The 21,653-nt window shown below is 69.5% G+C and carries 22 protein-coding genes and 4 pseudogenes; 10 read left to right on the plus strand and 16 right to left on the minus strand.

Annotated features, from left to right (window positions below; all coding sequences use genetic code 11):
• Positions 1–120: pseudogene (locus ACFWWR_RS45010) on the plus strand (MerR family transcriptional regulator); the annotation flags it as partial.
• A 150-nt stretch (positions 121–270) separates the two neighbouring features.
• Here the strand turns inward: ACFWWR_RS45010 and ACFWWR_RS45015 are convergent.
• Positions 271–569: pseudogene (locus ACFWWR_RS45015) on the minus strand (transposase); the annotation flags it as partial.
• A 166-nt stretch (positions 570–735) separates the two neighbouring features.
• Positions 736–1,137, minus strand: a complete 402-nt coding sequence (locus ACFWWR_RS45020; protein WP_383876983.1) for a RidA family protein — start codon at positions 1,135–1,137, stop codon at positions 736–738.
• 101 nt (positions 1,138–1,238) lie between these two features.
• On the opposite strand from ACFWWR_RS45020, the gene ACFWWR_RS45025 reads away from it, so the two are divergent.
• A complete protein-coding gene (locus ACFWWR_RS45025; RefSeq protein WP_384310091.1) occupies positions 1,239–1,622 on the plus strand; it encodes a winged helix-turn-helix transcriptional regulator in 384 nt (127 codons plus the stop codon).
• Between the two features lie 278 nt (positions 1,623–1,900).
• Here ACFWWR_RS45025 and ACFWWR_RS45030 read toward each other — a convergent pair whose 3' ends face one another.
• From ACFWWR_RS45030 to ACFWWR_RS45055, 6 genes and pseudogenes are all read right to left on the minus strand, one after another.
• Positions 1,901–2,185 (minus strand): sigma factor, encoded by a 285-nt coding sequence (locus ACFWWR_RS45030; RefSeq protein ID WP_384310116.1) that lies wholly within the window; start codon positions 2,183–2,185, stop codon positions 1,901–1,903.
• Positions 2,186–2,440: 255 nt separating this feature from the next.
• Positions 2,441–2,581, minus strand: a pseudogene (locus ACFWWR_RS45035) (CGNR zinc finger domain-containing protein); the annotation flags it as partial.
• A 575-nt stretch (positions 2,582–3,156) separates the two neighbouring features.
• Positions 3,157–4,008: an ABC transporter permease gene (locus ACFWWR_RS45040; RefSeq protein WP_383876979.1), complete on the minus strand. Its 852-nt coding sequence runs from the start codon at positions 4,006–4,008 to the stop codon at positions 3,157–3,159.
• 11 nt (positions 4,009–4,019) lie between these two features.
• Positions 4,020–4,931: an ABC transporter ATP-binding protein gene (locus ACFWWR_RS45045; RefSeq protein WP_383876977.1), complete on the minus strand. Its 912-nt coding sequence runs from the start codon at positions 4,929–4,931 to the stop codon at positions 4,020–4,022.
• A complete protein-coding gene (locus tag ACFWWR_RS45050; protein ID WP_383876975.1) occupies positions 4,928–5,281 on the minus strand; it encodes a transcriptional regulator in 354 nt (117 codons plus the stop codon). Before ACFWWR_RS45050 ends, ACFWWR_RS45045 begins: the two co-directional genes overlap by 4 nt.
• Positions 5,278–5,802, minus strand: coding sequence for a hypothetical protein (locus ACFWWR_RS45055; RefSeq protein ID WP_383876988.1), 525 nt, complete (start codon positions 5,800–5,802; stop codon positions 5,278–5,280). The genes ACFWWR_RS45050 and ACFWWR_RS45055 overlap by 4 nt, the downstream gene beginning before the upstream one ends.
• Before the next feature lie 130 nt (positions 5,803–5,932).
• Here ACFWWR_RS45055 and ACFWWR_RS45060 point away from each other — a divergent pair, with 130 nt between their 5' ends.
• Both ACFWWR_RS45060 and ACFWWR_RS45065 read left to right on the plus strand, forming a co-directional pair.
• Entirely contained in the window at positions 5,933–6,097 is a 165-nt protein-coding gene (locus ACFWWR_RS45060; RefSeq protein WP_384310094.1) for a GPP34 family phosphoprotein, read from the plus strand.
• 5 nt (positions 6,098–6,102) lie between these two features.
• Positions 6,103–6,285, plus strand: coding sequence for a hypothetical protein (locus tag ACFWWR_RS45065; RefSeq protein ID WP_384310097.1), 183 nt, complete (start codon positions 6,103–6,105; stop codon positions 6,283–6,285).
• 138 nt (positions 6,286–6,423) lie between these two features.
• On the opposite strand, the gene ACFWWR_RS45070 is transcribed toward ACFWWR_RS45065, so the two are convergent.
• From ACFWWR_RS45070 to ACFWWR_RS45085, 4 genes are all read right to left on the minus strand, one after another.
• Positions 6,424–6,948, minus strand: coding sequence for an AAA family ATPase (locus tag ACFWWR_RS45070; RefSeq protein WP_383876970.1), 525 nt, complete (start codon positions 6,946–6,948; stop codon positions 6,424–6,426).
• A 12-nt stretch (positions 6,949–6,960) separates the two neighbouring features.
• Positions 6,961–7,440, minus strand: a complete 480-nt coding sequence (locus tag ACFWWR_RS45075) for a methyltransferase (protein ID WP_384310099.1) — start codon at positions 7,438–7,440, stop codon at positions 6,961–6,963.
• Positions 7,441–8,133: 693 nt separating this feature from the next.
• Complete coding sequence (locus tag ACFWWR_RS45080) at positions 8,134–8,265, minus strand: type I-E CRISPR-associated protein Cas7/Cse4/CasC (protein WP_384310101.1); 132 nt, start codon at positions 8,263–8,265, stop codon at positions 8,134–8,136.
• Between the two features lie 100 nt (positions 8,266–8,365).
• Complete coding sequence (locus tag ACFWWR_RS45085; RefSeq protein WP_384310104.1) at positions 8,366–9,658, minus strand: cellulase-like family protein; 1,293 nt, start codon at positions 9,656–9,658, stop codon at positions 8,366–8,368.
• 161 nt (positions 9,659–9,819) lie between these two features.
• Here ACFWWR_RS45085 and ACFWWR_RS45090 point away from each other — a divergent pair, with 161 nt between their 5' ends.
• Positions 9,820–11,868 (plus strand): glycoside hydrolase family 2 protein, encoded by a 2,049-nt coding sequence (locus tag ACFWWR_RS45090; RefSeq protein WP_384310106.1) that lies wholly within the window; start codon positions 9,820–9,822, stop codon positions 11,866–11,868.
• Between the two features lie 95 nt (positions 11,869–11,963).
• On the opposite strand, the gene ACFWWR_RS45095 is transcribed toward ACFWWR_RS45090, so the two are convergent.
• The 4 genes and pseudogenes from ACFWWR_RS45095 to ACFWWR_RS45110 form a co-directional block, all read right to left on the minus strand.
• Complete coding sequence (locus ACFWWR_RS45095; protein WP_384310119.1) at positions 11,964–12,776, minus strand: carbohydrate ABC transporter permease; 813 nt, start codon at positions 12,774–12,776, stop codon at positions 11,964–11,966.
• Positions 12,777–12,892: 116 nt separating this feature from the next.
• A complete protein-coding gene (locus ACFWWR_RS45100) occupies positions 12,893–13,822 on the minus strand; it encodes a carbohydrate ABC transporter permease (protein ID WP_384310108.1) in 930 nt (309 codons plus the stop codon).
• On the minus strand, positions 13,819–15,162 hold the full coding sequence (locus ACFWWR_RS45105) for an ABC transporter substrate-binding protein (RefSeq protein WP_384310110.1): 1,344 nt from the start codon (positions 15,160–15,162) through the stop codon (positions 13,819–13,821). Before ACFWWR_RS45105 ends, ACFWWR_RS45100 begins: the two co-directional genes overlap by 4 nt.
• A 49-nt stretch (positions 15,163–15,211) precedes the next feature.
• Positions 15,212–17,056: pseudogene (locus tag ACFWWR_RS45110) on the minus strand (beta-galactosidase).
• A 119-nt stretch (positions 17,057–17,175) separates the two neighbouring features.
• On the opposite strand from ACFWWR_RS45110, the gene ACFWWR_RS45115 reads away from it, so the two are divergent.
• The 5 genes from ACFWWR_RS45115 (at position 17,176) to ACFWWR_RS45135 (ending at position 21,528) form a co-directional block, all read left to right on the plus strand.
• Complete coding sequence (locus ACFWWR_RS45115; RefSeq protein WP_384310113.1) at positions 17,176–17,919, plus strand: SDR family NAD(P)-dependent oxidoreductase; 744 nt, start codon at positions 17,176–17,178, stop codon at positions 17,917–17,919.
• A gap of 67 nt (positions 17,920–17,986) precedes the next feature.
• Positions 17,987–18,733, plus strand: a complete 747-nt coding sequence (locus ACFWWR_RS45120) for a FadR/GntR family transcriptional regulator (RefSeq protein ID WP_383876953.1) — start codon at positions 17,987–17,989, stop codon at positions 18,731–18,733.
• Positions 18,730–19,875, plus strand: coding sequence for a galactonate dehydratase (gene dgoD / locus ACFWWR_RS45125; protein ID WP_383876951.1), 1,146 nt, complete (start codon positions 18,730–18,732; stop codon positions 19,873–19,875). Before ACFWWR_RS45120 ends, dgoD begins: the two co-directional genes overlap by 4 nt.
• A 61-nt stretch (positions 19,876–19,936) precedes the next feature.
• Positions 19,937–20,557 carry a bifunctional 4-hydroxy-2-oxoglutarate aldolase/2-dehydro-3-deoxy-phosphogluconate aldolase gene (locus ACFWWR_RS45130; protein WP_383876950.1) on the plus strand — a complete coding sequence of 207 codons (621 nt, stop codon included), beginning with the start codon at positions 19,937–19,939 and terminating at the stop codon, positions 20,555–20,557.
• A gap of 50 nt (positions 20,558–20,607) precedes the next feature.
• On the plus strand, positions 20,608–21,528 hold the full coding sequence (locus ACFWWR_RS45135; RefSeq protein ID WP_383876985.1) for a sugar kinase: 921 nt from the start codon (positions 20,608–20,610) through the stop codon (positions 21,526–21,528).
• The last annotated feature ends 125 nt before the right edge of the window (positions 21,529–21,653 follow it).

Here is a 21,653-nt window from a genome sequence, read left to right on the forward strand (position 1 = left end):
ACCCCCATCGAGGCCGCCTGCCGCATCATCATCCTCGAAGACCAACTCGAAGAAGCCCAGCGCATCAACGCCGAATACCGCCACGCCGCCGAATCAGCGAACCCGACGGCCGCGGCCTGAGACGGCTGAGATCCGCAACTCTCCCAAGAACTTCACGGCCGCCACCCACGCGGCTGCCCGCGACGCAAAGCGTTCCGGGCACTTCGTCTTCCACGGTCCCGGGGCCGAGAGTGACCTACTGACGGAGAGCAGGGCAGGCCAAGGCAGAGGCTGCCGCCAGCGACCCTGGCTTCCCCACAGCCTGCGCCAGCAGGTCATGCCGGAGCCGAAGCCGAGCTCTCGAGGCAGATGCTCCCACTGGATACCGGTGTGCAGCACGTACAGGATCCCGCACAGCACCTCCCGGCCCGGCGGCGGCCGACGACCCAGGTAGCGGAAACGCCGATCCCGCTTCGGCAGCAGCGACTCAAGCCGCTCCCACAGCTCATCCGACACGATCCACGGCGACATCCCCACGGCGACATCCCCACACCGAGTCGACCGCTCAACTCCCGTGCCGGACACGGCAACCAGGAGCGATCCACCTCCTGCGTTAGCCCTTGTCAGGGGGCAAAGCAAACCGCGTCGGCCCGAAAAGCGAGACCTGAGGGAGCGTTCGTGGAACGGTCACTGTGACCGTTCCACGAACCGAAACCCCGGAGGGCGACCAAACCGGGCCGCGTGCTGCGGGCGAACTCAGGCGGGCAGCTTCGTGTCGATGACGAAGCTGATCTCAATGACCTGGCCGGGCAAGGTCAGTTCAGTGACGCCCAAGACCGTGCTGGCCGGACGGTGGTCGCCGAAGTACGCCAGGTTGCCCTCCGCCGTCGCCGCGGCGTTCTGCCGCAGGTTCACCACGTACAGGGTCTGCGAGACGACCTGGTTCCGGGTGACGCCGTAGTGCTCCAGGACCTTGTCCACATTGGCGTACGTCTGCTTGAGCTGGGCGGCGAAGTCGCCCGCGTAGAGGAACTCGCCCGCCTCGTCGAACGAGAGCTGTCCAGAGATGTGGATCAGCTCGCCGGACTTGATCGCCTGTGAGTAGCCGAAGTCGCTCTCGGCCGGCACGTTGTGGTTGAAGACATTAATGATCGCCATGGTGCTCGCCCTTCTGATTCGCTCTCTTGTAGTTACTCGGAAACTGTAGGAGAGTGAATGCTGACCTGGAAGAACGCACTTTTCGGTGACTGAGGAACCTGATGGTGACCAAGCAACTGCTCAAGGGCCTGCCCGAGGACGCGGACCTGAGGCGCGCGGACTCCCTGGCTCGGGAGATCTTCTCGGACGTCGCGAACAAGTGGGCGCTCCTGATCATCGAGGCGCTCGGCGAGCGCACCCTGCGCTTCAGTGAGCTGCGGGACGAGGTCGAGGGCGTCAGCCACAAGATGCTTACCCAGAACCTGCGCATGCTGGAGCGCAACGGCCTGGTCGACCGGAAGGTGTACCCCACCGTGCCCCCGCGGGTCGAGTACACCCTCACAGAGCCGGGCCAGGCCCTGCGCACCACGGTCGATGCCATATGTGGCTGGACCCACCAGTACCTCGGTCACATTGAGGGCGCGCGCGGTCGTTTCGACGCCTGACAGGCACGCAGCCCCACGCTCTGCGCTTCATTCAGCGCCGAGAGCCGACAGGCGGTGACGCGACAGGGCGTGCAGAGGCTGGTCGGAGTGAGAGTCGGTCTCGGCCCGCTGCTCGGGTGACGGTGGAGGAGGTGAGGTGGGAGCACTTCCGGCAGCAGTTGGCCGCGGGGCGTGCGCCCAATGGTGCGGAGTTGGACCGGGTGGCGGTTACGGACAACTACGGGCGGGGCGTGCTGGCCGGCTGGCGACGGACCGGCCGGATCTCGGGCAAAGTGTCGTTAGCCAGGCGGTGCCGTCGACCTCCTGGGGACGGGCCCTGCGCGGCCGGTACTCGTCGATGACGATGTTGCGGGCCACCCGGAACAGCCACCCCCGCAGAGGCTCGCTGCCCCCACGTCCTGAGTGCGCCAGCAGCGCAGCAGGGTCTCCTGCACCACGTCCTCGGCTCTGTGCCGGTCTCCTCCCAGCAGCCGCACCACGTAGGTGTACAGAGGACTCGCCTGTTCGTCGTAGAGAGTGCGCATTGCGCGTTCCCGGGCGCTGACCGCGCCCGAGGAGCCCATTACGGTCCAGCTCACGTTCGTACTCCTTCGTTCCACGAGCTCGTGGGGCCAGGTCTCGGGCCGGGCTCAGCGGCCTCGATTCGTGGGAGGGCTTACGAGCGGGGTTCCACGTCGAGTTGACGTTCGATTGACGACGGGAGCGGTGGGTCCGTGAAGCGGAGGGCCACAGACCGCGGCGGTGGGAGCGCCCGCGATTGGACGCTACGACCGCCAGGGCGCGAGTCCGCCCGTGCGAGCGCCCGACTCGCCGGCGCTCTACTCGGGTTGTGAAGTCTCCCGTGCCCGCGCCTGGTGCCGGCGGGCTTTGAGTCGGTTTCCGCAGGTCTTCATCGAGCACCACCGTGCGGTGTTGGCACGACTGCGGTCCAAAAGGAAGAGGCGGCATTCATTGGGCGCGCTCCCTTCTTGTGGGCCAGTGGGCTGCGGTGACGAGGGAGAACAGCATGTCGATCGCCATCGCACTGGTGGAGCTGTCCTCAACCACGGCCGAGCGCAGAACCGCTTTGGACGAGGTCGCGGACGGCATGGTGCAAGGCAACATCGTCCCAGCCTGGGCCTCCAAGTGGGACAGAAGGCCGACTCGAACGCCAGGACGGCCTGGCGGAGTTGGGGCAGGGCGACGCAACGGCAACCACGACCCGCGCGCACGACAGGTCGACCGACGAGTGCGGGTGGCGTCACCGGTCGCCGGCGGAGGCGAGTCCGACGGGCCGCCCGGCCTCGGTGATCTCGAGACGGGGACCGGCGGCCCGCGTGCTTCCGCCGGGGTGTCCGGCGTGTGGAACGCCGGCACGGCGAGTGCGTGAGTGCGGTGACGGCGGCGAGTGCGGCGACGATGATGCCTGCGGTGGGCGGACCCCTCGCGAACCAGCCGCGAGGGGGGAGTTGCCGAGTGCGGGTGCCCCGAGCAGGAGGGTGTTCTGCGCGTCGAGGAGGCGACCGGGTATGTCGTCGGGGGTGACGTCGACCGCCTACGCGGGCAGCGCGCCGCTCTGTGCCGCCTTGCGGTGGCGCGCGGACAGGCGGGAGCCGGACTCGCGGCGGGCGGCGCGGCGCAGCAGGGGTACCGCGAGGAGGAACCCGAGGATCGCCCAGGCGGTCAGGACCAGGGCGACCATGGGCAGCTCCCAGGAGCCGGCCGCCTCGGCGGTCCGTGCCGTGTCCGGGAGCAGCGCCGAACGCAGGCCCTGTGCCATCCACTTGAGCGGGAAGATTGCGGCCACGTGCTGGACCGGCACAGGCAGCGAGGTGATCGGGAAGACCGTTCCGGAGGTGAACAGGAGTCCCATCGTCGGCAGCATGATCAACGCCAGCGCCTCGCGGGGGTTGGGCAGTACGGCGCCTATGGCCGCGCCGAGCGGTACGACGGCGAGCAGCCCGAGCGTGGTGACCCATGCCAGCGTCAGCCAGTCGCCCGGTCCGGGCGGCAGTGGCCCGTTCACCAGCAGCGCCGCGGCCGTCAGAAGCATGGCCAGGGTGCCGACCGCCACGACGACCACCAGCAGGCACTTGGCGACGAGGTAGGCCGGAATCCCGCCGGGGGTGGCGCGCAGCCGCAGCAGGGCGCCCTCCTCCCGCTCGGTCACGAGTATCTGCGGGAGGTTGATCAGGCCGATCTGGAACAGCAGGTAGGCGGCGAAGCCCGCCAGCACCAGATGGGCCATCGGGGTCCCGGTGCCGGGGACGTCGTCGCTGACGTAGGCGGCGATGAGCAGCGCGACGACCACGTTGGTCAGGTGGCCGGACATCTCCTTGCCGTTGCGCAGGAGGTGCCGCAGTTCGATGCCGCCGCGCTGGAGCCCGGCACGCCAACTGTTCGTCATTGGTGTCCCCCTCATGCTGCCTGTGCCTCCTCGTCCGCTTCCCCGTCCGTGCCGTCGTCCGCCCGGTGCACCATGTGGAGGTATGTGTCCTCCAGGGTCGGGCGGCGGACTTCCAGGTCGGCGATCGGGCCGTCCGCGTGCTGGTGGAGTTCCCAGACCAGCCGTGAGGGGTCCTCGGTGTGTTCGCGGTGGGACGTCCCGTCGTCGGCAGTCCAGCGGACCTCGGCCTGGGCGGCGGCCCGCAGGGCCAGTTCCGACGGGGTGCCGCAGGCGCGGATCCGGCCGCTGACCAGCATGGCAATCCGGTCGGCGAGCCGCTCGGCCTCCACCAGGTCGTGGGTGGTGAGCAGGACGGTGACGCCCTCGTCGCGGGCCAGTTGTTCGACCAGGAGGTGGAACTCGTGCCGCGCCTGGGGATCGAAGCCGGTGGTCGGCTCGTCCAGGAAGAGGAGTTCGGGGCGGCCGACGATGCCGAGCGCGACATCCAGCCGTCGGCGCTGGCCGCCGGACAGCCGATCCACCCGCTGGCCGGCCTGGTCGGTGAGGCCGACCAGGGCCAGCAGTTCGGCCGGGTCGCGCGGGTCGGGATAGTACGTGGCGAAGTGCGTCAGCAGCTCGGCGACCCGCCAGCGGCGGTGGTCGCGCCAGGACTGCAGGACGAGCCCGATCCGGCCGCGCCACGCGTCGTCGCCCCGCTCCGGGTCCGTACCAAGAACGCTCACCTCACCGGCGGAACGCCGCCGGAAGCCCTCCAGGATCTCGACCGTGGTGGTCTTCCCGGCGCCGTTGGGCCCGAGCAGCGCGAAGACCTCCCCGCGGTGCAGGTCCAGATCGACGCCGTGGAGGACGTCGATGTCGCCGTACGTCATCGTCACGTCGCGCGCATGGACGACGGGCTGGGCGGATGTGGGCTTCGGCGTCATCGTCCCGCTCCCGAGTCGTGTCGTTGTCGTGGCGGTGTTTCGGTCGACGCCGGAGGACCGGCGCCCTCGACGATCGCCCGGAGTGCCGCGACGTGCCCCTCGAAAGCGGTGCGGCCGTGGTCCGTCAGCCGTACTTTGGTGCGCCGCTTGCGTCCGCCGCCTTCCTTGTGGAGCTCCAGATATCCGGCCTCCTCCAAGGTGTGCAGCTGTTTGGAGAGCGCGGAGTCGCTGAGCGAGAGGCTGTCGCGGACGAACGCGAAGTCCGCCCATTCGGTGGCGGCGAGAAGCGCGACCACCGACAGCCGGGTGGCGGGGTGGATCAGTTCGTCGAAGCCGGCGGGGATGCTCATCGGTCCGCCCCCGTGCCTGCTGTTCCCGTGCCTGCGTTTTCCGTGCCTGCCGCATGTGTGTCGCGGCCCCGCGCCGACCTGGCCGCCCAGCGGCTCGTCGGCCCGACGAACAGCACGAACACCGTCGCCGAGACCGTGGCCTGGATCAGACTGGCGGACATCGGCTCCAGCGAATCGACCAGTCGGCCGGACAGGAGGGTCGTTCCGCCGGTCACCACCGCTCCCGCGACGAAGGTGGCGAACATCCGCCGGGTGCACCGGGTGTGGTGCAGGCGCACCCGGCTCCGGCGGTTGTGGAGCACGGCCAGCACGCTCAGCAGCGCGACGTACGCGGCCATGGCCAGCCCCACGCCCCACCCGGGCAGGTCCAGGCCCAGACCGGCCAGGAAGAGCCACATGAGCGCAGCCGTGGTCCAGAGGGTTCCCGAGCCGCCCGCAGCGGACCGCTCGACCTCGTCGTACACCCGTTCCTGCGGCACTCGGATGCGCTGCAGGTCTCTCCATGCCTGTTCGGCATCCATCGACGTGCTCACGTCCCTTGCCCTCCAGTCCCCGCTTTACTTTCCCATCAGGAAAGTTATCCTCGACTTTCCTGATAGGCAAGTCGGCGGTTCGCCGGTGCAGGCGCCGGCGGGAACGGGAAGAGGGCTCATGCAGAAGGACCTGCTCATCGTCGAGGACCTGATGCTGCTGATGTTCGACGACTCGTCGGGGGCGATCGCGGGGGCCGGCACCCTGCACTACACCCCTGGCGGCGCGGTGCTGGTCGAGCTCGCCCAGGGCGGCCGTATCAGGGTCGCCTGTCGCACCATCTGACCCGGATGGAAGAACGCGGATACATCGCGCGCAGCAAACTGTCCAACGGCGTCGGGGTCGCCATCTGCCCTGCGGGCCGGCGTGTCATCGAGGCATCCATGCCACTGCTGGAAGCCGCCGCGCAGGGGCACCTGCTGACCAGACTCCACGATGACGACGCGGATCAACTCCGTCGGATGCTCGCCTGATGCCGGCGGGGACGATGCTCAAGGGCTGCCGCGGGTCGCAGTGGGTCCGTAGTGGCCAGGGCCTGTCCGGCGGATCTTTCCGGGACCGGCGCTCCTGGCACGGCTGCGTTACTGGCCGCACCAAGGTTGGCCGGACAGTCACGCGAGCGATGGCCACCGATCGGCGGCCCACTCCAGCCATCCTGACCACCCAGGAGGCGGACCTCCGACCTCATGTCCATCGAGTTCCGTGGCGTCGGGCTCCTCGAACAGCGTCCTCCAGTGCACGAGGTCCGTCTCGCTCATCGCGAAGGTCTGATCAGGGGTGGTCGACTGGCGATGGGCGATCCGAGCACGTTGGCTCTCATGGTCCACCGGCACGTACACGAGGTGACAGGACGCGCCCACAGACATCACCAACCAGCGGATCGCGGACCTCTCGTCACGAGACCAGCATCCGAAATCCAGGACCACGTTCGTTCCCAGCTTCAGCGCCTCCAGACCAAGCCAGAGCAGCCGTCCTTCCAGCACATCGCGCTTCCCTTCCGGCTGCGGATCGCCGAACAGCGGGATCATCCACTCATCCGGCGTCAGCCGCAACGCGCTGTGCTCCTTGGCCAGCTGCCGCGCTCTCGTGGTCTTTCCGGCCCCTGGCAGGCCGACCGTCAGGAACAACGTCGTCACGCCCAGATCTTGTCACGAAGGCCAAGTGGTCACGGCTTGAGCCAAAGGCGGATCGAAGCCACGGTGACGGCCGTGGAAGACGTGGGCGTCGTCGTCCCAGTCGTGGAGGACGAATTTCAGCCAGTACAGATCGCCGGACGGCACCTTGTCGAAGAAGTCGCCGCCTACGAAGGTGAACCGGTCCGTGACGCCGAGACTTTTCGCGGAGGCGTCCGCCTCGGTGCCCACGTGCGGAGGATCGAGAACCATCCCGGTCAATCCGGAATGCCGTCGCATCAGGGTCTGGACAAGGTTTCCGCCGGCGCCGCCGACATCCACGGCGACCTTGGCGTTCTTGATGTCGATCACATCGGCGAGTTGATGGGCCAGGTTGCGTGTCATGGCGGTCATGGAGTTGGTGAAGACCTCTGCCTTCGCCGGCCGGGTGGCGAGCCAGTCGAAGAATGGCTCACCGAGGGCGTCTCGTGCCGGGGGGGCCGGTGCGTATCGCATCGGCCAGCCGACCCCACGGTAGCCAGTGAGATTCGGTGCCACCCCACAGCGCCAGGGCACGCAAGGACTCAGGACTGTCGGTGCGCAAGGTGTCGAGCAGGGACGTACTCCCGAACCGTTTCCCGTCCGTCGATGTGGCCAGGCCGAGCGAAGCGCACGCTCGCAGAAACCGGACGTCGAGCGGGATCCAGCGACTCCGCCGTGGCGACCTCGGCGGCGGTGGCGCCCTCCGGGTGGAGGTGGTCAGCGATGCGCAACTCGGCCGCGGTCCTCACCACCTGAGTGACCCAGTATCCCGTCATCATCTGCAGGATCCGCCCCGTGTTGTCCACGGGCGGATGGGCGGAGCCCGCCGGGACGAATGGATGCTCGAACAGTGTCATGTGATTCCTCCGACTCCGAAGAGGTGTGAGCCACCTGAGGGAAGCGAGCGTTGCGGGGTCCACGGCGTCGCTCATCGGGCCGCACCTTCGCGCAGTGCAGCCACCTGCAGAGAGCGCAACGGATCAACACCGGGTGCGGTTCATTCCCATGGACCGCCGATGACTTTCCCGGGTGTGGGAACGCCTCCGGTCGCGGCCGCAGGCCGGTGGGCGGCGGCCCGCCCCACCCCCTTCCCAAGCCTCCGGGGTTCGTCCCCTGCCCCGTCACCCCCCTCTCGGGGGCGCAAAAGACATGCCGTGGAGCATGCGGTCATGAGGGCCCGGATCCGATCACGTTCGCGCTGTTCTCGTCGTCGACGGCCATGTAGTGGTCGAACCCAATGCGCACCGCGTGTGTGGACAGGGCGTGCGCGACCTGGACGGCGGCATCGACGTTCCGCACCGGCAGGTCGGCGAGCCATGCGGCCGAACAGGACGACCTCAGTCGGGTGTCCTGTCTGCATGGCCTGCCGTCCTCGTTCCGGGCCGCCGAGGGATCGCGTTCACCTCGCGGTGATTCTCGCGTTCACCCGTCGCATCCAGTCCGGGTCGGTGTGCCACATGGGGTGGTGGGGGGCGGCGTTGGAGGTCAGGACGACGCCCTGGAAGCCTGCGGCGAGGCAGCGGTCGACGACGAACTCCACGATGTCCTTGCCGACGGCGTCCTCCTCGAAGCGAGTCAGGAGCGGGGTGTAGCCCACGACGCCTTCGCCGAGGACGGCGGGGATGCCGCGGAGGCGGGCGAACTCGGCGACGGAGTCGACCCAGGCGGCCAGCGTCTCCCGCATGGCCTGACGGTGTGCCGGATAGTTCTCGTAGAGCCACAGGTCCCAGCGGTCGGGGTCCACCCAGTCGTGCGCGTAGAACAGTTCGCGCGGTATCCCTGTGGCGGCCAGACGCCAGGCTTCGTCCGGCTGGTAGTCGGCGAAGGCGGGTGCGTCGGGGCGCAGCATGGCGGCCAGTTCGGGGGTGGGCCAGGTGGCCGTCTCGGGCGCCGCTTCGGTGCCGTGCCCGAGTCCCACCGCCTCGTACAGCGCGCCGAGCACACCGTAGACGTAGAAGTGGAAGTGGGCGATCTGCGCCTGCTCCGGCAGGTCGTCGAGTTCGCCGGGCCATGGCTCACCCAGCGAGTAGGTCACGGGGACGGCCGGGTGGCGTGCCTGCAACAGCTTCACGGCGCGTTCGAGGGGGCCGCGCAGCCGGGCGTAGTGGCCGGTGGAGCCGTCGCTCGGTACGAGGGAGCAGTTGTCGACCTCGTTGTGCACTTCGACGTAGGCGACGTGGTCGGCCAGTCCGCGCTCGGTGAGGAAGTCAAGGAGCCCGGAGAGCGCTTCGGCCACCGCCTCGGCGCGGTCCGGGCCGGGAACCTCGGCGAGGGCGCGGTGCCAGGTGTCGGTGTCGGCGAAGCTGGGGGACTGCTGGTACTCCCACGAGGACACGATCACCTTGCAGTTGTGGCGGGCGGCCGCCTCGAACAGCTCGACGAGCCGTCGGAGGCCGTCCAGCGGGTAGCCGCCGCGCACGTCGTACCAGCGGGTGCGCTGTCCGAACTGCTCGCCCAGGCCGCGGACCTGGAGGGACTCCGGCTCGGGGACGCGTCCGGAGAACAGCAGGAAGGGCATGGCGCAGATGCGGACGGTGTTGAAGCCCCGTTCCACTGTCTCGGCGAAGGCGCGGTCGAGGTCGGCGAACGGCTCGCCGGGTCCTGCCTGTGTGTACCAGCTGAAGTCCCACAGGGTGATGGCGAGTCGGCCCGTGGTCTCGCTTGTGGCGGCTTGCTGCTGTGCGGTGGTCATGAGGTCACCCGTCGTTCGTGTGCGGTAGGACGCCGTCGGTGGCTCGACGGCACCACGCTAGCTCAATTCATTATTTATGAATAATCCTTGACGAGGGTGACGGGGTTGTCCAGGCTGTGGGGCGGACGAATCCGCGTACGTGCATCGAGGAGCCGCCTGACATGACCGAATCCACCCATCCGTCCCGGCGCACCGTCGTCACGGCACTCGGCGCGGCCGCCTTCGTCGCCCTGCCGGCCTGGCCGGGGACAGCGCGGGCAGCGGACGGCACGACCGCGGCCGCCGCTGACGGCCCCGTGCTCGACCACCACCCGGCCACCGAGCCCTCCGGCACCCATGTGCGGGACGTGGGCGGCACCAACGTCGTCTTCCAGTACGGCACGGTGCTCCCCGCCTTCGACGGCTGGCGCACCCACGAGCCCACGCGCGACTACCTGTCCCTGGACAAGCGGTGGCGCTTCCGCTTCGACCCCGCCGACCAGGGGCTCGGCGAGGGCTGGCAGTCCCCGCACCACGACGACCGGGCATGGGGCCTCATCGACGTGCCGGCGGCCTGGGACCTGCTGAACACTCCCGGATTCGGCTCGGAGACCGCCCCCTTCGGCAAGGGCACGGCGTTCACCGACGGCTACGCCTGGTACCGCACCACCGTCGACGTGCCCGCGTCCTGGCGTGCCCGGCACGTACGCATCGCCTTCCTGGCCGCCGGCTACAGCGCCGAGGTCTGGCTCGACGGCACGCACCTCGGCAAGCACGAAGGCGCCAACTCGCCCTTCGCGCTTCCGACGGCGAGCGCGCTCCGGCCCGGAACCCGCCAGACGATAGCCGTGCGGGTCTTCCGCCGGGCGAGCTACACCGACTACACGGCCTCGACTGCGCAGCCGGTCACCGACGACCACGAGCTGCCGTACAAGCCCGTCGACTACTGGCCCTACGCGGGGCTGACCCGGTCGGCCTGGATCGAAGCGGTCCCGCAGGTCACCATCGCCAAACTGCTCGTCGCCGGCGCGAACGGACGCCTGGAGGCACGCGCCGTCGTCGAGAACCACAGCGCCTCCGACTTCGACGGCCGGCTCACCCTGGACCCCGGCCGGGGGAGCGGCGGGCGGCCCATCGTGGTCGCGGCCCGGATCGCGGCCCGATCAGCAGGCGTCGTACGTGTCCCGGTCCCCATACCCCACGCCCCACGATGGAGCCCGGCCTCGCCGCGCACCCTCACCGCCCGCGCCACCTTGACCACCAAGAGGCCCTCCGACCCGCGGGTGGACACACTGTCCACCGTGTATGGCGTGCGTGAACTCACCTTCTCCGACGCGCAGTTGCGGTTGAACGACAAGCCTCTGTTGCTCAAGGGGCTCAACTGGCACGAGGAGACGGCCGCGCACGGCAGGGCGATGACACCGGCCGAGTACGACCGGGAACTGGGCCACATCACGACGCTGGGCGCCAACTTCATCCGCAACTGCGTCTACAACCGCCACCCGTACGTCTACGACTGGGCGGACGCGCACGGCGTCATGGTGATGGACGACATCGACACCATGTGGCTCAACACCGCCCAGGAGAAGCTGCAGACCGAGCGCTACGGCCTCGCCCGGGCCCTGGCCCTGGCCATGGCGTGGAACCAGCACAACCACCCGTCGGTGATCCTCTGGGGACTTCAGAACGAGTCGGAGATCGACACCGACGGCGCTCCGGTCTACCGGGCCTGGCTCGCCGACCTGAAGGCGGCCGTGAAGGTGGTCGACCTCACCGCCCGCCCCGTGACCTGGGCCTCCAACACCAGCAACGACCCCGCCTTCGACCTCGCCGACGTGATCGGGTTCAACGAGTACTTCGGCTACTTCTACGGCAAGGACTCCGACCTCGGCCCCACGCTGGACGCCGTGCACGCGAAGTACCCCGACAAGCCGATCCTGATCACCGAGAACGGCACCTGGTCCCTGGCGGGCGAGCACGGCCCCAGCACCACACAGGGCACGGAGGAGTGGCAGGCGGCGAGCTTCACCGCCCACTGGGCCCAGGTGACCGCGCGCAGCAGGTTCGTCGCCGGTTTCACCTACTGGGTCCTCAAGGACTACAAGCAGCGGGCCGGCTACAACCAGTCCTACAACGGCATTTCCGTCATGGGCCTGCTCACCTTCGCCGACGAGCGGCCCAAGCTCGTCTACCACGCGTTCCGCAAGGCCGTCGGTCCCCGGGGCGAGTGATGCCGCAGCCCTGCGCGACCGGGTGACAACCAGGGCCGGCCGGCGCCCTGTTGCCAAGGGGGGGAGGGGTAGTCTGCCCCTCCCCCCTTCAGCTCTCAGCCCTTGACGCTGCCCTGGGTCAGGCCGGAACGCCAGTAGCGCTGGAGAACCAGCATCGCGGCGGCCAGCGGAAGGATCGACAGGAACGCTCCGCCCACCGTGAGCTGGTAGAGCTCGGGGTACCGCTCCGCCTGCGACTGCCAGGTGGTGAGGCCCAGGGTCAGGGGGTACTTGTGGTCGTCGGAGAGCATGACCAGCGGCAGGAAATAGTTGTTCCAGATGCCGACGAACTGGAAGAGGAACACGGTCACCAGCGCGGGCGTCATCGTGCGCAGGACGAGGGCCCTGAAGATCCGCAACTCGCCGGCGCCGTCGACCCGTGCCGCCTCCAGCATCTCCGTGGGTACCGCCGCCTCGGCGTAGATGCGGCACAGGTACACCCCGAACGGGCTGACCATGCTGGGGATCAGTACGGCCCAGTAGGTATTGGCCAGGCCCACCTTGCTGAACAGCAGGTACAGGGGGAGTGCGAGCGCGGTGCTGGGCAGCAGTACACCGGCGAGCACGACCTTGAAGACCGACTCCCGCCCGCGGAAGCGGTACACGGCGAGGGCGTACCCGGCGGCACACGCCAGCAGGGTCGCGAGCGCGCCGCCGACCCCGGCGTACAGGAAGCTGTTCCACGTCCAGTTCCAGAAGACGCCGTCGCCGTAGGAGAAGACCTGCGACAGGTTGTGCAGCCACTGCGGGTCGGAGAACCACAGCCCGAAACTGCCGAAGAGATCCGCACTGTTCTTGGTGGAGGCCACCACCAGCCAGTAGACGGGCAGCAGGAAGTAGAGGGCAGCGACCGTGAGCAGGGCGACCATCAGGATCCGCGACGGCTTCAAGCGTCGGCGCGGCCGACGGTCACGGCCGGCCACGGCGGCCCGCGCGGTGTCGGTGGGAGTGTCCACCGGCTTTGTCGTCTGCGGTGTGGACACGCTCACCGTGCGCCCCTTTCCTTGCGGTTCACCAGGCTGAGGAAGCCGAAGGACAGCACGCTCGCGACCAGCGCGAGGATCACCGACTCGGCTGCGGCGAGGTAGATGTTGTTGTTGGCGAACGCCTCGTTGTAGGCGGCCAGGTTCGGTGTGTACGAGCTGGTCACCGTCGAGGTCAGCGGTTTGATGACCAGGGGTTCGGCGAACAGTTGCAGGGTGCCGATGATGGAGAAGACGCCGGTGAGCACGAGAGCGGGCCGGGCCAGTGGCAGCTTGATCCTGACCGCTGTCTGCCAGGCGCTCGCGCCGTCGATGCGCGCGGCCTCGTAGAGCTCCTGCGGTATCGACTTGAGCTGGGCGACGATCACCAGCATGTTGTAGCCGGTGAACTCCCAGATCACGATGTTGGCGATGGACCACAGCACGCCGTGGTATCCGAGGAAGTCCGGCGCGAGACCGACCCTGCCCAGCAGGTCGACCAGGGGACTGACGCCCGGTACGTACAGGAAGCCCCAAAGGATCGAGGCGATGACTCCGGGGACGCCGTACGGCAGGAAGTAGGCGGCTCGCAGGAGGCCCGCCCAGCGCTGGGAGAGCGTGTCGAGGACCAGCGCGAGCACGGTGGCCAGCAGCAGCATCACGGGGACCTGCACGATGCCGAAGAGGAGCACGCGGCCGATGCCGTCCAGGAAGTCCGACTGCTGGAGCGCGAGGGTGTAGTTGTCGAGCCCGGCGAAGCCGACGGTGGCCGGGCCCAGGCCCAGTGGCCCGGAGCGGATCGGTTTCAGCAGGCTCTGGTAGACCGCGTAGCCGAGTGGAAGGACGAAGACGAACAGGAACAGGGCCGCGAAGGGGAGGAGGAATCCCCAGGCGGCGCGGTCCGGGCGCGCGGACCGCCGCTGACCGCCCTTGGCAAGGTTCGCGCTGCTCATGACTGACTCCTTGCCTTCAGGCCCTTGGCCAGCAGGTCGTCCACGGTGCGTTTCTGCGCGTCGGCCAGGGCCGAGGTGAGGGTGCCGTCACCAGCCACGGCGGCGCCGAAGGCGTCGCCGAGGTGGGCGAAGTCGGCGTCCGTGGTGGGTGACCACTTCCAGGAGGTGTCGATGGCCCGGTCGGAGGCGGTGAAGATGTCGTTGTACCGCTGTCCGCCGAAGAAGGGGTCGGGCTTGTCGAGGGCCGATCCGCGGAAGATGCCGGTGGCGGCGGGCCAGCCGTAGCCGACGGCGATGTTGAGGTCGACGGCCCGGGGGTCGCTGTTGATCCAGTGCGCGAACTGCAGCGCCTCACGCGGGTGGCGGCTGCCCTGAAGGACGGCGGTGGACGCTCCGCCCCAGTTGGCGGAGGTGTTCTGTCCCGCTGTCCACTGGGGGAGCGGGGCGACCCGCCACTTTCCCTTGGTGCCGGGTGCGTTGCCGCGCAGCAGGGCGTCGCCCCACTGCGGTCCGATCCAGGTGACGACCCGCCCGGTCTGCACCTGCCGGTACCAGGCGCTGGACATGTCCGGTTCGACGAAGACGAGATCGTCGCGGACCAACCTCTCCCAGTACTCCGCGACCTCGCGCGAGGGGTCGTCGTTCATGCCGACGATCCAGGTGTCACCCTGGGTGCGCACCCACCGGGACCCGCGCTGCCAGCACATCGCGGCGAACCAGGCGGGCGAGTTGGGGTTGAACGCGCTGATCCTGGCACCGTTGCCGCGGGCCTTGATCACGCGGGCGGCCCGCTCGAAGTCCGCCCAGGTGGCGGGTGTTTCGAGGCCCCACCTCGCGAGGAGGTCCCGGCGGTAGAAGAGTCCCATCGGGCCGGAGGCCTGGGGAATGGTGTGAACCCGCCCGCCGAAGACGCCCTGGTTCCACTGCCACGGCACGTAGCTGTCGCGCAGCTCGTCGGCCCCGTAACGGCTCAGGTCGGTCAGGCCGTTGACGAGCATGAAGGCGGGAAGCTCCTGGTACTCGACCTGCGCCAGGTCCGGCGGGTTGCCGGCCGTCAGGGCGGAGTACATCTTCTGGTAGCCGCCCTGAGTGCTCGCGGGGATGGTCTGCATCTCGACGTGGATGGCGGGGTGCGTCCGGTTCCACAGGTCGACCGTCTTCTGCATCGGCACCCAGGTCCAGAAGACGAGATTCACCTTCTGACCGGGGCGTGTCGATGCCTGCCGGGTCGTGCGGGCGGCTCCGACGGTCTGGCCGCAGGCCGTGAGGGCCGGAAGCGCGGCGAGTGCCCCGGCCCCCCACCCGAGCACAGACCTCCGCGAGGGCGGTGAGCTGTTCATGTGTGTCCCTTGTGTCCCTTGTGACTTCTTCTGCGGCTCGATCGGTTCTCTACGGCTCGATCAGTACGGCTACTCCGGCCCCGGGCAGCGTGATGCGGTCGGCGGGGGTCGTCCCTCGGGCCAGGGCGTCGGTCATCGGCTGAGAGAGCCTGATCCCGACCTCCTCCTGACCGTGGTTCAGCAGGGAAGAGGCGTCCGCCCTCGCCCTCGCGCACGGTCGCCTGGACCTGCTCGGGAAGCCCGGGGAGTACGGGGCCGACGGACGCCGCACGGCACACCTCGTCGGTCAGGGCCCGCATGGCCTCCGGTGCGAGGCGCGTCGCGACGTACCACGCGACTCCCTCGCCGAACGCCGGGTGACGGCCGGCTGCCCCGCGAGGTGCCCGGAGCCGAACTCGGCCACCGCCCGGGCCCCTTCGGGCACGACGGCCTCCGACCACAGGTCGGCGCGGCTGACTGTGCCGTCCGCGTGCCGGACGTCGACCGTCTCCTTCTCGGCCAGCGGCCAGAGCTCCTCGCCGGAAAGATCCCGGTCGGGGGGTACGACGTCACAGGCGATCCTGGCGTCGAACAGCGGCCGGTAGTGGGCGAGCGCGATGTCCATCTGGTTCAGCGCGGTGGACGGGTGTGAGTCCAGCTCCAGTGCCCACCAGCTGTTCCAGTCCAGCACCAGGGCGACATCGGCGGTGGAGCGGGTGCCGGCGATCTGCGGCACCATGGCCAACTCGCGGCCCAGTTCGCTCACTTCACGGAAGGTGCGGGTGTCGGTGCCGCCGTGCGGGATCGTGGCCGAGTGGTACTTCTCGGCGCCGCCCCGGGACTGGCGCCACTGGAAGTACAGCACCGCGTCCGCGCCCTGGGCGACCGCCTGCCAGCTCCACAGGCGCATGCGCCCCGGCGGCTTGGGGCCGTTGCGGTCACGCCAGTTCACCGCGCTGGGCGCCTGCTCCAGCAGCAGCCAGGGCTGACCGGCGCGGGCGGAACGGGTGACGTCGAAGATGAACCCCGCCGAGACATGCGTGTCCTCGTAGTGCGGGTCCTGGTACACGTCGACCGAGACGACGTCCTCCTGGGCGGCCCACCGGAAGGCGTCGACGGGCTTGTGTACGCCGATGAAGTTGGTGGTGACGGGAACGTCCGGGGTGGTCCGCCGCAGCACCGCCTTCTCGGTCAGACAGCACTGGAGCAGCGCGTCGTCGGAGAACCGGACGAAGTCCAGCTGCTGGGCGGGGTTGGGGAAGGTGGGCGCGAGCCGCGGCGGCAGCACCTCGTCGAAGGTGTCGTAGCGCTGTGCCCAGAAGGCCGTCGACCAGGCGTCGTTGAGTGCCTCGATGTCGCCGTACCGGTCGGACAGCCAGCGCCGGAAGTCGGCGGCAGACTCGTCGCACCAGCACTGCGGGGTGTGACAGCCGTACTCGTTGCCGATGTGCCACATCTCCAGCGCGGGATGGTCGGCGTACCGGGTGGCCAGCCGCTCGACCAGGCGCGCGGCGTACTCGCGGTACACGGCGCTGGAGGGGCAGTAGTGCTGGCGTCCGCCGGCCCACATGCGGCGGCCGTCGGCGGTCTCGGGAAGGATCTCGGGGTGCAGCCGGGACAGCCAGGGTGGCGGAGACGCCGTCATGGTGGCCAGGCATACGGCCACACCAGCCCCGGCGAGGTTGTCCATGACCCGGTCGAACCAGGTGAAGTCGTACTCCCCGGGCCTCGGTTCCACCTTGGCCCAGGAGAAGATCCCGGCCGTCACCAGGGAGACGCCCGCCTCCTTCATCAGCGCGACGTCCTCGGCCCACACCTCGGGCCACTGCTCGGGGTTGTAGTCGCCGCCGAAGGCGATCCCGGCCGGGCGCAGGCGTCGCCGGGCGTCGATCGGGACTGAAGGTGCCTGATGCATGCCGGTCAGTCTTGGAGCGGCATCGCCACGCCGTCAAGATATATTCATAATTAATTGAAAGAGCTATGGTGGGTGCAGGCATCAGAGGGGAGACACACGCGATGACGGAGTGCCGCAGGATGACGGGACGCGTGGCGGTGATCACCGGCGCCGCGCACGGAATAGGCGCGGCCACGGCTCGAAGGCTCGCGGCCGAGGGTGCGACCGTCGTGGTCACGGACGTGGACGACACCGCGGGCAAGGCGCTCGCCGCAGGCATCGAGGACAGCAAAGGACGCGCGGAGTACGTACGGTGCGACGTGACCTCGGCCGCCGACTGGGAGCACCTGGCCCGCCACGTCGCCGAGCACCACGGGCGGCTCGACGTGCTGCACAGCAACGCCTTCGCCCAGCTGAACAAGCCGGCCCACGAACTGAGCGAGGCCGAGTGGGACGGTCAGATGGCCGTACTGCTGAAGCCGGCCTGGCGCGGGATGAAGACCTTCGCGGCCATGCTGCGCGAGGCGTCGGGGTCCGTCGTCCTCACCTCCTCGGTGCACGCCGTCATCGGCCTGCCGGGCCATGCCGCCTACGCTGCCGCGAAGGGTGCCCTGTGCTCACTTGGGCGGCAGTTGGCCGTCGAGTACGGGCCGGACATCCGGGTCAACACAGTGCTGCCCGGACCCATCCTCACCGCCGCCTGGGAGGGGATCCCGGAGTCCGACCGGGCGCGCAGCGTGGCGGCCACGGCGGCGAAGCGGTTCGGGCAGCCGGAAGAGGTGGCCTCGGCCGTCGCCTTCCTGGCATCGGCAGACGCCTCCTATGTGACCGGAGCGAGTTTGGTGGTCGATGGAGGATGGAGTGTCATGAAGGAGTCCTCGTGAGCGGCGCGCACCGCGCGGTGAGCCGTGCGCGGCATCCGCGAACAGGACCGATACGGAAACGGAGAACGTGGTGACCCATCCCGGTAGGGGGCTGCACGGCCAGGCAGTGGAGGAACTGGGCCGGCGCATCATCCGCGGCGACTACCCTCCCGGCTCCGTGGTGGACCCGGTCAAGTTCGAAACCGAGCTCGGCGTCAGCAAGACAGTCGTGCGCGAGGCGCTGCGCGTGCTGGCGGCCAAGGGCCTCCTCGAATCGCGGCAGAAACGCGGCACGACCATCCGGCCCCGCGCCGACTGGAACCTGCTCGACAGCGACCTGCTGCGCTGGCAGGGCAGCAGCGCTCCCACCGACGGCTTCCTGGAGGACCTCGCCGAAGTCCGCGCGATAGTCGAGCCCGCCGGAGCCCGGCTCGCCGCGGCCCGCCGCACCGCATCCGACCTGGACGCGATGCGGCAGGCGCTGGACGCGATGGCGGCGGCCGGAACGGACGCCGACGCCATGGTCGAGGCGGACCTGGCCTTCCACCGCGCCCTGCTGGACGCCGCGCACAACGAACTGCTCAGCCGGATGGAGGTCGTCATCGAAGCCGGTCTGCGCGTGCGCGACCGCATCGTGCACGGCGCCCGGCACTTCTCCGACTCCATCCCCGTGCACCAGGAACTCCTGGAGGCGGTCGAGGCGGGCGACCCGGACGCGGCGGTGGCCGCCGTCGACTCACTGCTGGCACAGGCCTCCGACGACCTGGCGGCCGTACAGGCGCGGGAAGACCACGATGACCTCGCGACCGACCCGCTCTCTAAGGAAGTTCCTTGAAGATAACCGGACTTGAGACGTTCCTGGTGGCTCCGCGCTGGCTGTTCCTGCGCGTCGCCACCGACGAGGGCGTCACCGGATGGGGCGAGCCCGTGATCGAGGGCCGCGCCGAGACCGTACGCGCCGCGGTCCACGAACTGGCCGACTACCTCGTCGGCCGGGACCCGTTGCGCATCGAGGACCACTGGCAGGTGCTCACCAAGGGCGGCTTCTACCGTGGCGGACCCATTCTCTCCAGCGCCGTCGCAGGCATCGACCAGGCCCTGTGGGACATCGCCGGCAAGACCTACGGCGTCCCGGTGCACCGCCTCCTCGGCGGCCCGGTACGCGACCGCGTCCGGATGTACGCCTGGATCGGCGGAGACCGCCCCAGCGACGTCGCGGAGCTGGCCGAGGAGCAGATGAAGGCCGGCTTCACCGCCGTCAAGATGAACGCCTCGGCCGAACTCGCCCCGATCGACACCCCGGCACGCACCGCCGAGGTCGTCGAACGTGTCGCGGTCGTCCGCGAGGTGCTGGGCGACGAACGGGACATCGCCGTCGACTTCCACGGCCGGGCCTCCACCGCCATGTCACGCCGCCTGCTGCCCTTGCTGGAACCGCTGCACCCGCTGTTCGTCGAGGAACCCGTCGCACCGGAACACTCGAGCCACCTGCGCAGCCTGGTGGAATCCACAAGCGTTCCCCTCGCCACCGGCGAACGCCTCTACTCTCGCTGGGACTTCCGCGAGGTCATGACCAGCGGCATCGCCGTCGCCCAGCCCGACCTGTCGCACGCCGGCGGCATCTCCGAGGTCCGCCGCATCGCCGCCATGGCCGAGACGTACGACGTCGCCATGGCCCCCCACTGCCCCCTCGGACCGATCGCCCTGGCCGCAAGCCTCCAGATCGCCTTCTCCGTGCCGAACTTCCTCATCCAGGAACAGAGCATGGGCATCCACTACAACCAGCAGTGCGACCTGCTGGAATACGTGATGGACCCCGAACCCTTCCGCTTCCGCGACGGGTACGCCGTCGCCTCCACCCGCCCGGGCCTCGGCATCGAGATCGACGAGAAGGCGGTACGCCACGCCGCCGAAACCGGACACCGCTGGCGCAACCCCGTATGGCGCGGCCCCGACGGGGCGTTCACCGAATGGTGACCACCGTCCGCCAGGCCCCCGAACCCCACGCCTCATCCACGCCCAAGGAGAGCACGCTCCGATGAACCTGGTGGAATCCCTCCGAGCCCACCGCCTGCTGGCGATCGTACGGGGCAAGGATCCCGCCGCAGCCCTGCGCACCGTGAGCACCCTCGCCGAAGAGGGCATCGCGGCCATCGAGGTCTCACTGACCACCGCCGACGCCCTGACCGTGATCAGGCAGGCCCGCACCGAACTGGGCCCCGACGCACTCCTCGGCGCCGGAACCGTGCGCTCGGCCGCGGACGCCGCCCGTGCCGTGGACGCCGGAGCGTCGTATCTCGTCACCCCGGCACTGGTCGACGGGCTGCAGCCCTACGGAATACCCGTGCTGATGGGAGCCCTGACGCCGACCGAGATCGAACTCGCCCTCGCACGGGGCGCCGCCGCGATCAAACTCTTCCCCGGCGTTCTCGGCGGCCCCGGCTATCTGCGAGCCTTGCGCGACCCGTTCCCCGACGTGCCCTTCGTGCCCGTCGGCGGAGTGGACACGCAGGCCGCCCGCGACTACCTCGACCGGGGCGCCATAGCCGTCGGCGTCGGCTCACCCCTCGTCGGGGACGCGGCCGACGGCGGCGACCTGGACCAACTCCGCGCCCGCGCAGGCGTGTTCCGCAAGGTGGCCGCAGGGGAGACGCCGTGACGACAGGGAACCACCAGGTCTCGCCGGAAGTGGTGACCTTCGGCGAGACAATGGCGGCGCTGCGGGCTCACGGCGCGCTGCGGCTGGGCGGCAGCCTCGGCCTGTCCGTGGCGGGAGCCGAGTCCAACGTCGCCATCGGCCTCGCCCGGCTCGGGCACCGGGTGCGCTGGGCCGGCCGGGTCGGCTCGGACGAACTCGGCGCGCTCGTACTGCGCACACTGCGCGCCGAGGGCGTCGACATCGGCCACGCGATCACCGACGACATGGGCCGACCCACGGGACTGCTGCTCACCGAACCCCGCCTCGGCACGCTCACGCGCGTCAGCTACTACCGTGCCGGTTCCGCCGGTTCGGCCGTCTCACCGGCGGACATCCTGCCCGCGCTGGCTCCGGGATCCCGCATCCTGCATCTGACCGGCATCACGCCGGCGCTCAGCACGTCGGCGGCCGAGGCCGCCCTGGCCGCCGCCGCCACCGCCCGCGAAGCCGGCATCACCGTGTGCCTCGACGTCAACTACCGCTCCCGGCTGTGGACCGCTGACCGCGCCCGCACCGCGCTCCGGCCGCTGCTGGCCCGCACCGACCTGCTCATAGCCTCCGAGGACGAGCTGCCGCTGGTGCTGGAACGGCCTGGCGCAGGCGAATCCGAGGCCGTGCGCAGCATCCTGGCCGAAGGGGTCGGCGAGGTGGTCGTCAAGCGTGGCGCACACGGCGCGACCAGCTTCACCCCCGAGGGGGTAACAGACCGCGCGGCGCGCCAGGTCGACGCCGTCGATCTGGTCGGCGCGGGCGACGCCTTCGTGGCCGGATACCTGTCCGCACACCTCCACGGCGCGGACATCCCCGCCCGACTGCACCGGGCCGTCACCACCGCGGCCTTCGCCGTCGCCACCCGGGGCGACTGGGAGGGCCTTCCGACGCAGGACGAACTCGCCCTGTTCGACCAGCCCGACGGCACGACCATCCGCTGACCCAGGAGACGGAGCTTGACTTCCTCCCCCTCGTGAACGAGGGGGATTCCTACGGCTCGCGCCGTGGGGTTTTCTGCTTCGTCGCCGACTGCCCGCCCGGAGAACTCCGTTGAGGTCTTACACCG

Source organism: Streptomyces sp. NPDC058678 (genome assembly GCF_042714835.1).
Taxonomy (GTDB): Bacteria; Actinomycetota; Actinomycetes; order Streptomycetales; family Streptomycetaceae; genus Streptomyces.

Coding starts and splice junctions, on each gene's coding strand:
- ACFWWR_RS45020 (WP_383876983.1), bottom strand. CDS start 1,137: ATGGCGATCATTAATGTCTTCAACCACAACGTGCCGGCCGAGAGCGAC.
- ACFWWR_RS45025 (WP_384310091.1), top strand. CDS start 1,239: ATGGTGACCAAGCAACTGCTCAAGGGCCTGCCCGAGGACGCGGACCTG.
- ACFWWR_RS45030 (WP_384310116.1), bottom strand. CDS start 2,185: ATGGGCTCCTCGGGCGCGGTCAGCGCCCGGGAACGCGCAATGCGCACT.
- ACFWWR_RS45040 (WP_383876979.1), bottom strand. CDS start 4,008: ATGACGAACAGTTGGCGTGCCGGGCTCCAGCGCGGCGGCATCGAACTG.
- ACFWWR_RS45045 (WP_383876977.1), bottom strand. CDS start 4,931: ATGACGCCGAAGCCCACATCCGCCCAGCCCGTCGTCCATGCGCGCGAC.
- ACFWWR_RS45050 (WP_383876975.1), bottom strand. CDS start 5,281: ATGAGCATCCCCGCCGGCTTCGACGAACTGATCCACCCCGCCACCCGG.
- ACFWWR_RS45055 (WP_383876988.1), bottom strand. CDS start 5,802: ATGGATGCCGAACAGGCATGGAGAGACCTGCAGCGCATCCGAGTGCCG.
- ACFWWR_RS45060 (WP_384310094.1), top strand. CDS start 5,933: ATGCAGAAGGACCTGCTCATCGTCGAGGACCTGATGCTGCTGATGTTC.
- ACFWWR_RS45065 (WP_384310097.1), top strand. CDS start 6,103: ATGGAAGAACGCGGATACATCGCGCGCAGCAAACTGTCCAACGGCGTC.
- ACFWWR_RS45075 (WP_384310099.1), bottom strand. CDS start 7,440: ATGCGATACGCACCGGCCCCCCCGGCACGAGACGCCCTCGGTGAGCCA.
- ACFWWR_RS45085 (WP_384310104.1), bottom strand. CDS start 9,658: ATGACCACCGCACAGCAGCAAGCCGCCACAAGCGAGACCACGGGCCGA.
- ACFWWR_RS45090 (WP_384310106.1), top strand. CDS start 9,820: ATGACCGAATCCACCCATCCGTCCCGGCGCACCGTCGTCACGGCACTC.
- ACFWWR_RS45095 (WP_384310119.1), bottom strand. CDS start 12,776: ATGGTCGCCCTGCTCACGGTCGCTGCCCTCTACTTCCTGCTGCCCGTC.
- ACFWWR_RS45100 (WP_384310108.1), bottom strand. CDS start 13,822: ATGAGCAGCGCGAACCTTGCCAAGGGCGGTCAGCGGCGGTCCGCGCGC.
- ACFWWR_RS45105 (WP_384310110.1), bottom strand. CDS start 15,162: ATGAACAGCTCACCGCCCTCGCGGAGGTCTGTGCTCGGGTGGGGGGCC.
- ACFWWR_RS45115 (WP_384310113.1), top strand. CDS start 17,176: ATGACGGGACGCGTGGCGGTGATCACCGGCGCCGCGCACGGAATAGGC.
- ACFWWR_RS45130 (WP_383876950.1), top strand. CDS start 19,937: ATGAACCTGGTGGAATCCCTCCGAGCCCACCGCCTGCTGGCGATCGTA.
- ACFWWR_RS45135 (WP_383876985.1), top strand. CDS start 20,608: ATGGCGGCGCTGCGGGCTCACGGCGCGCTGCGGCTGGGCGGCAGCCTC.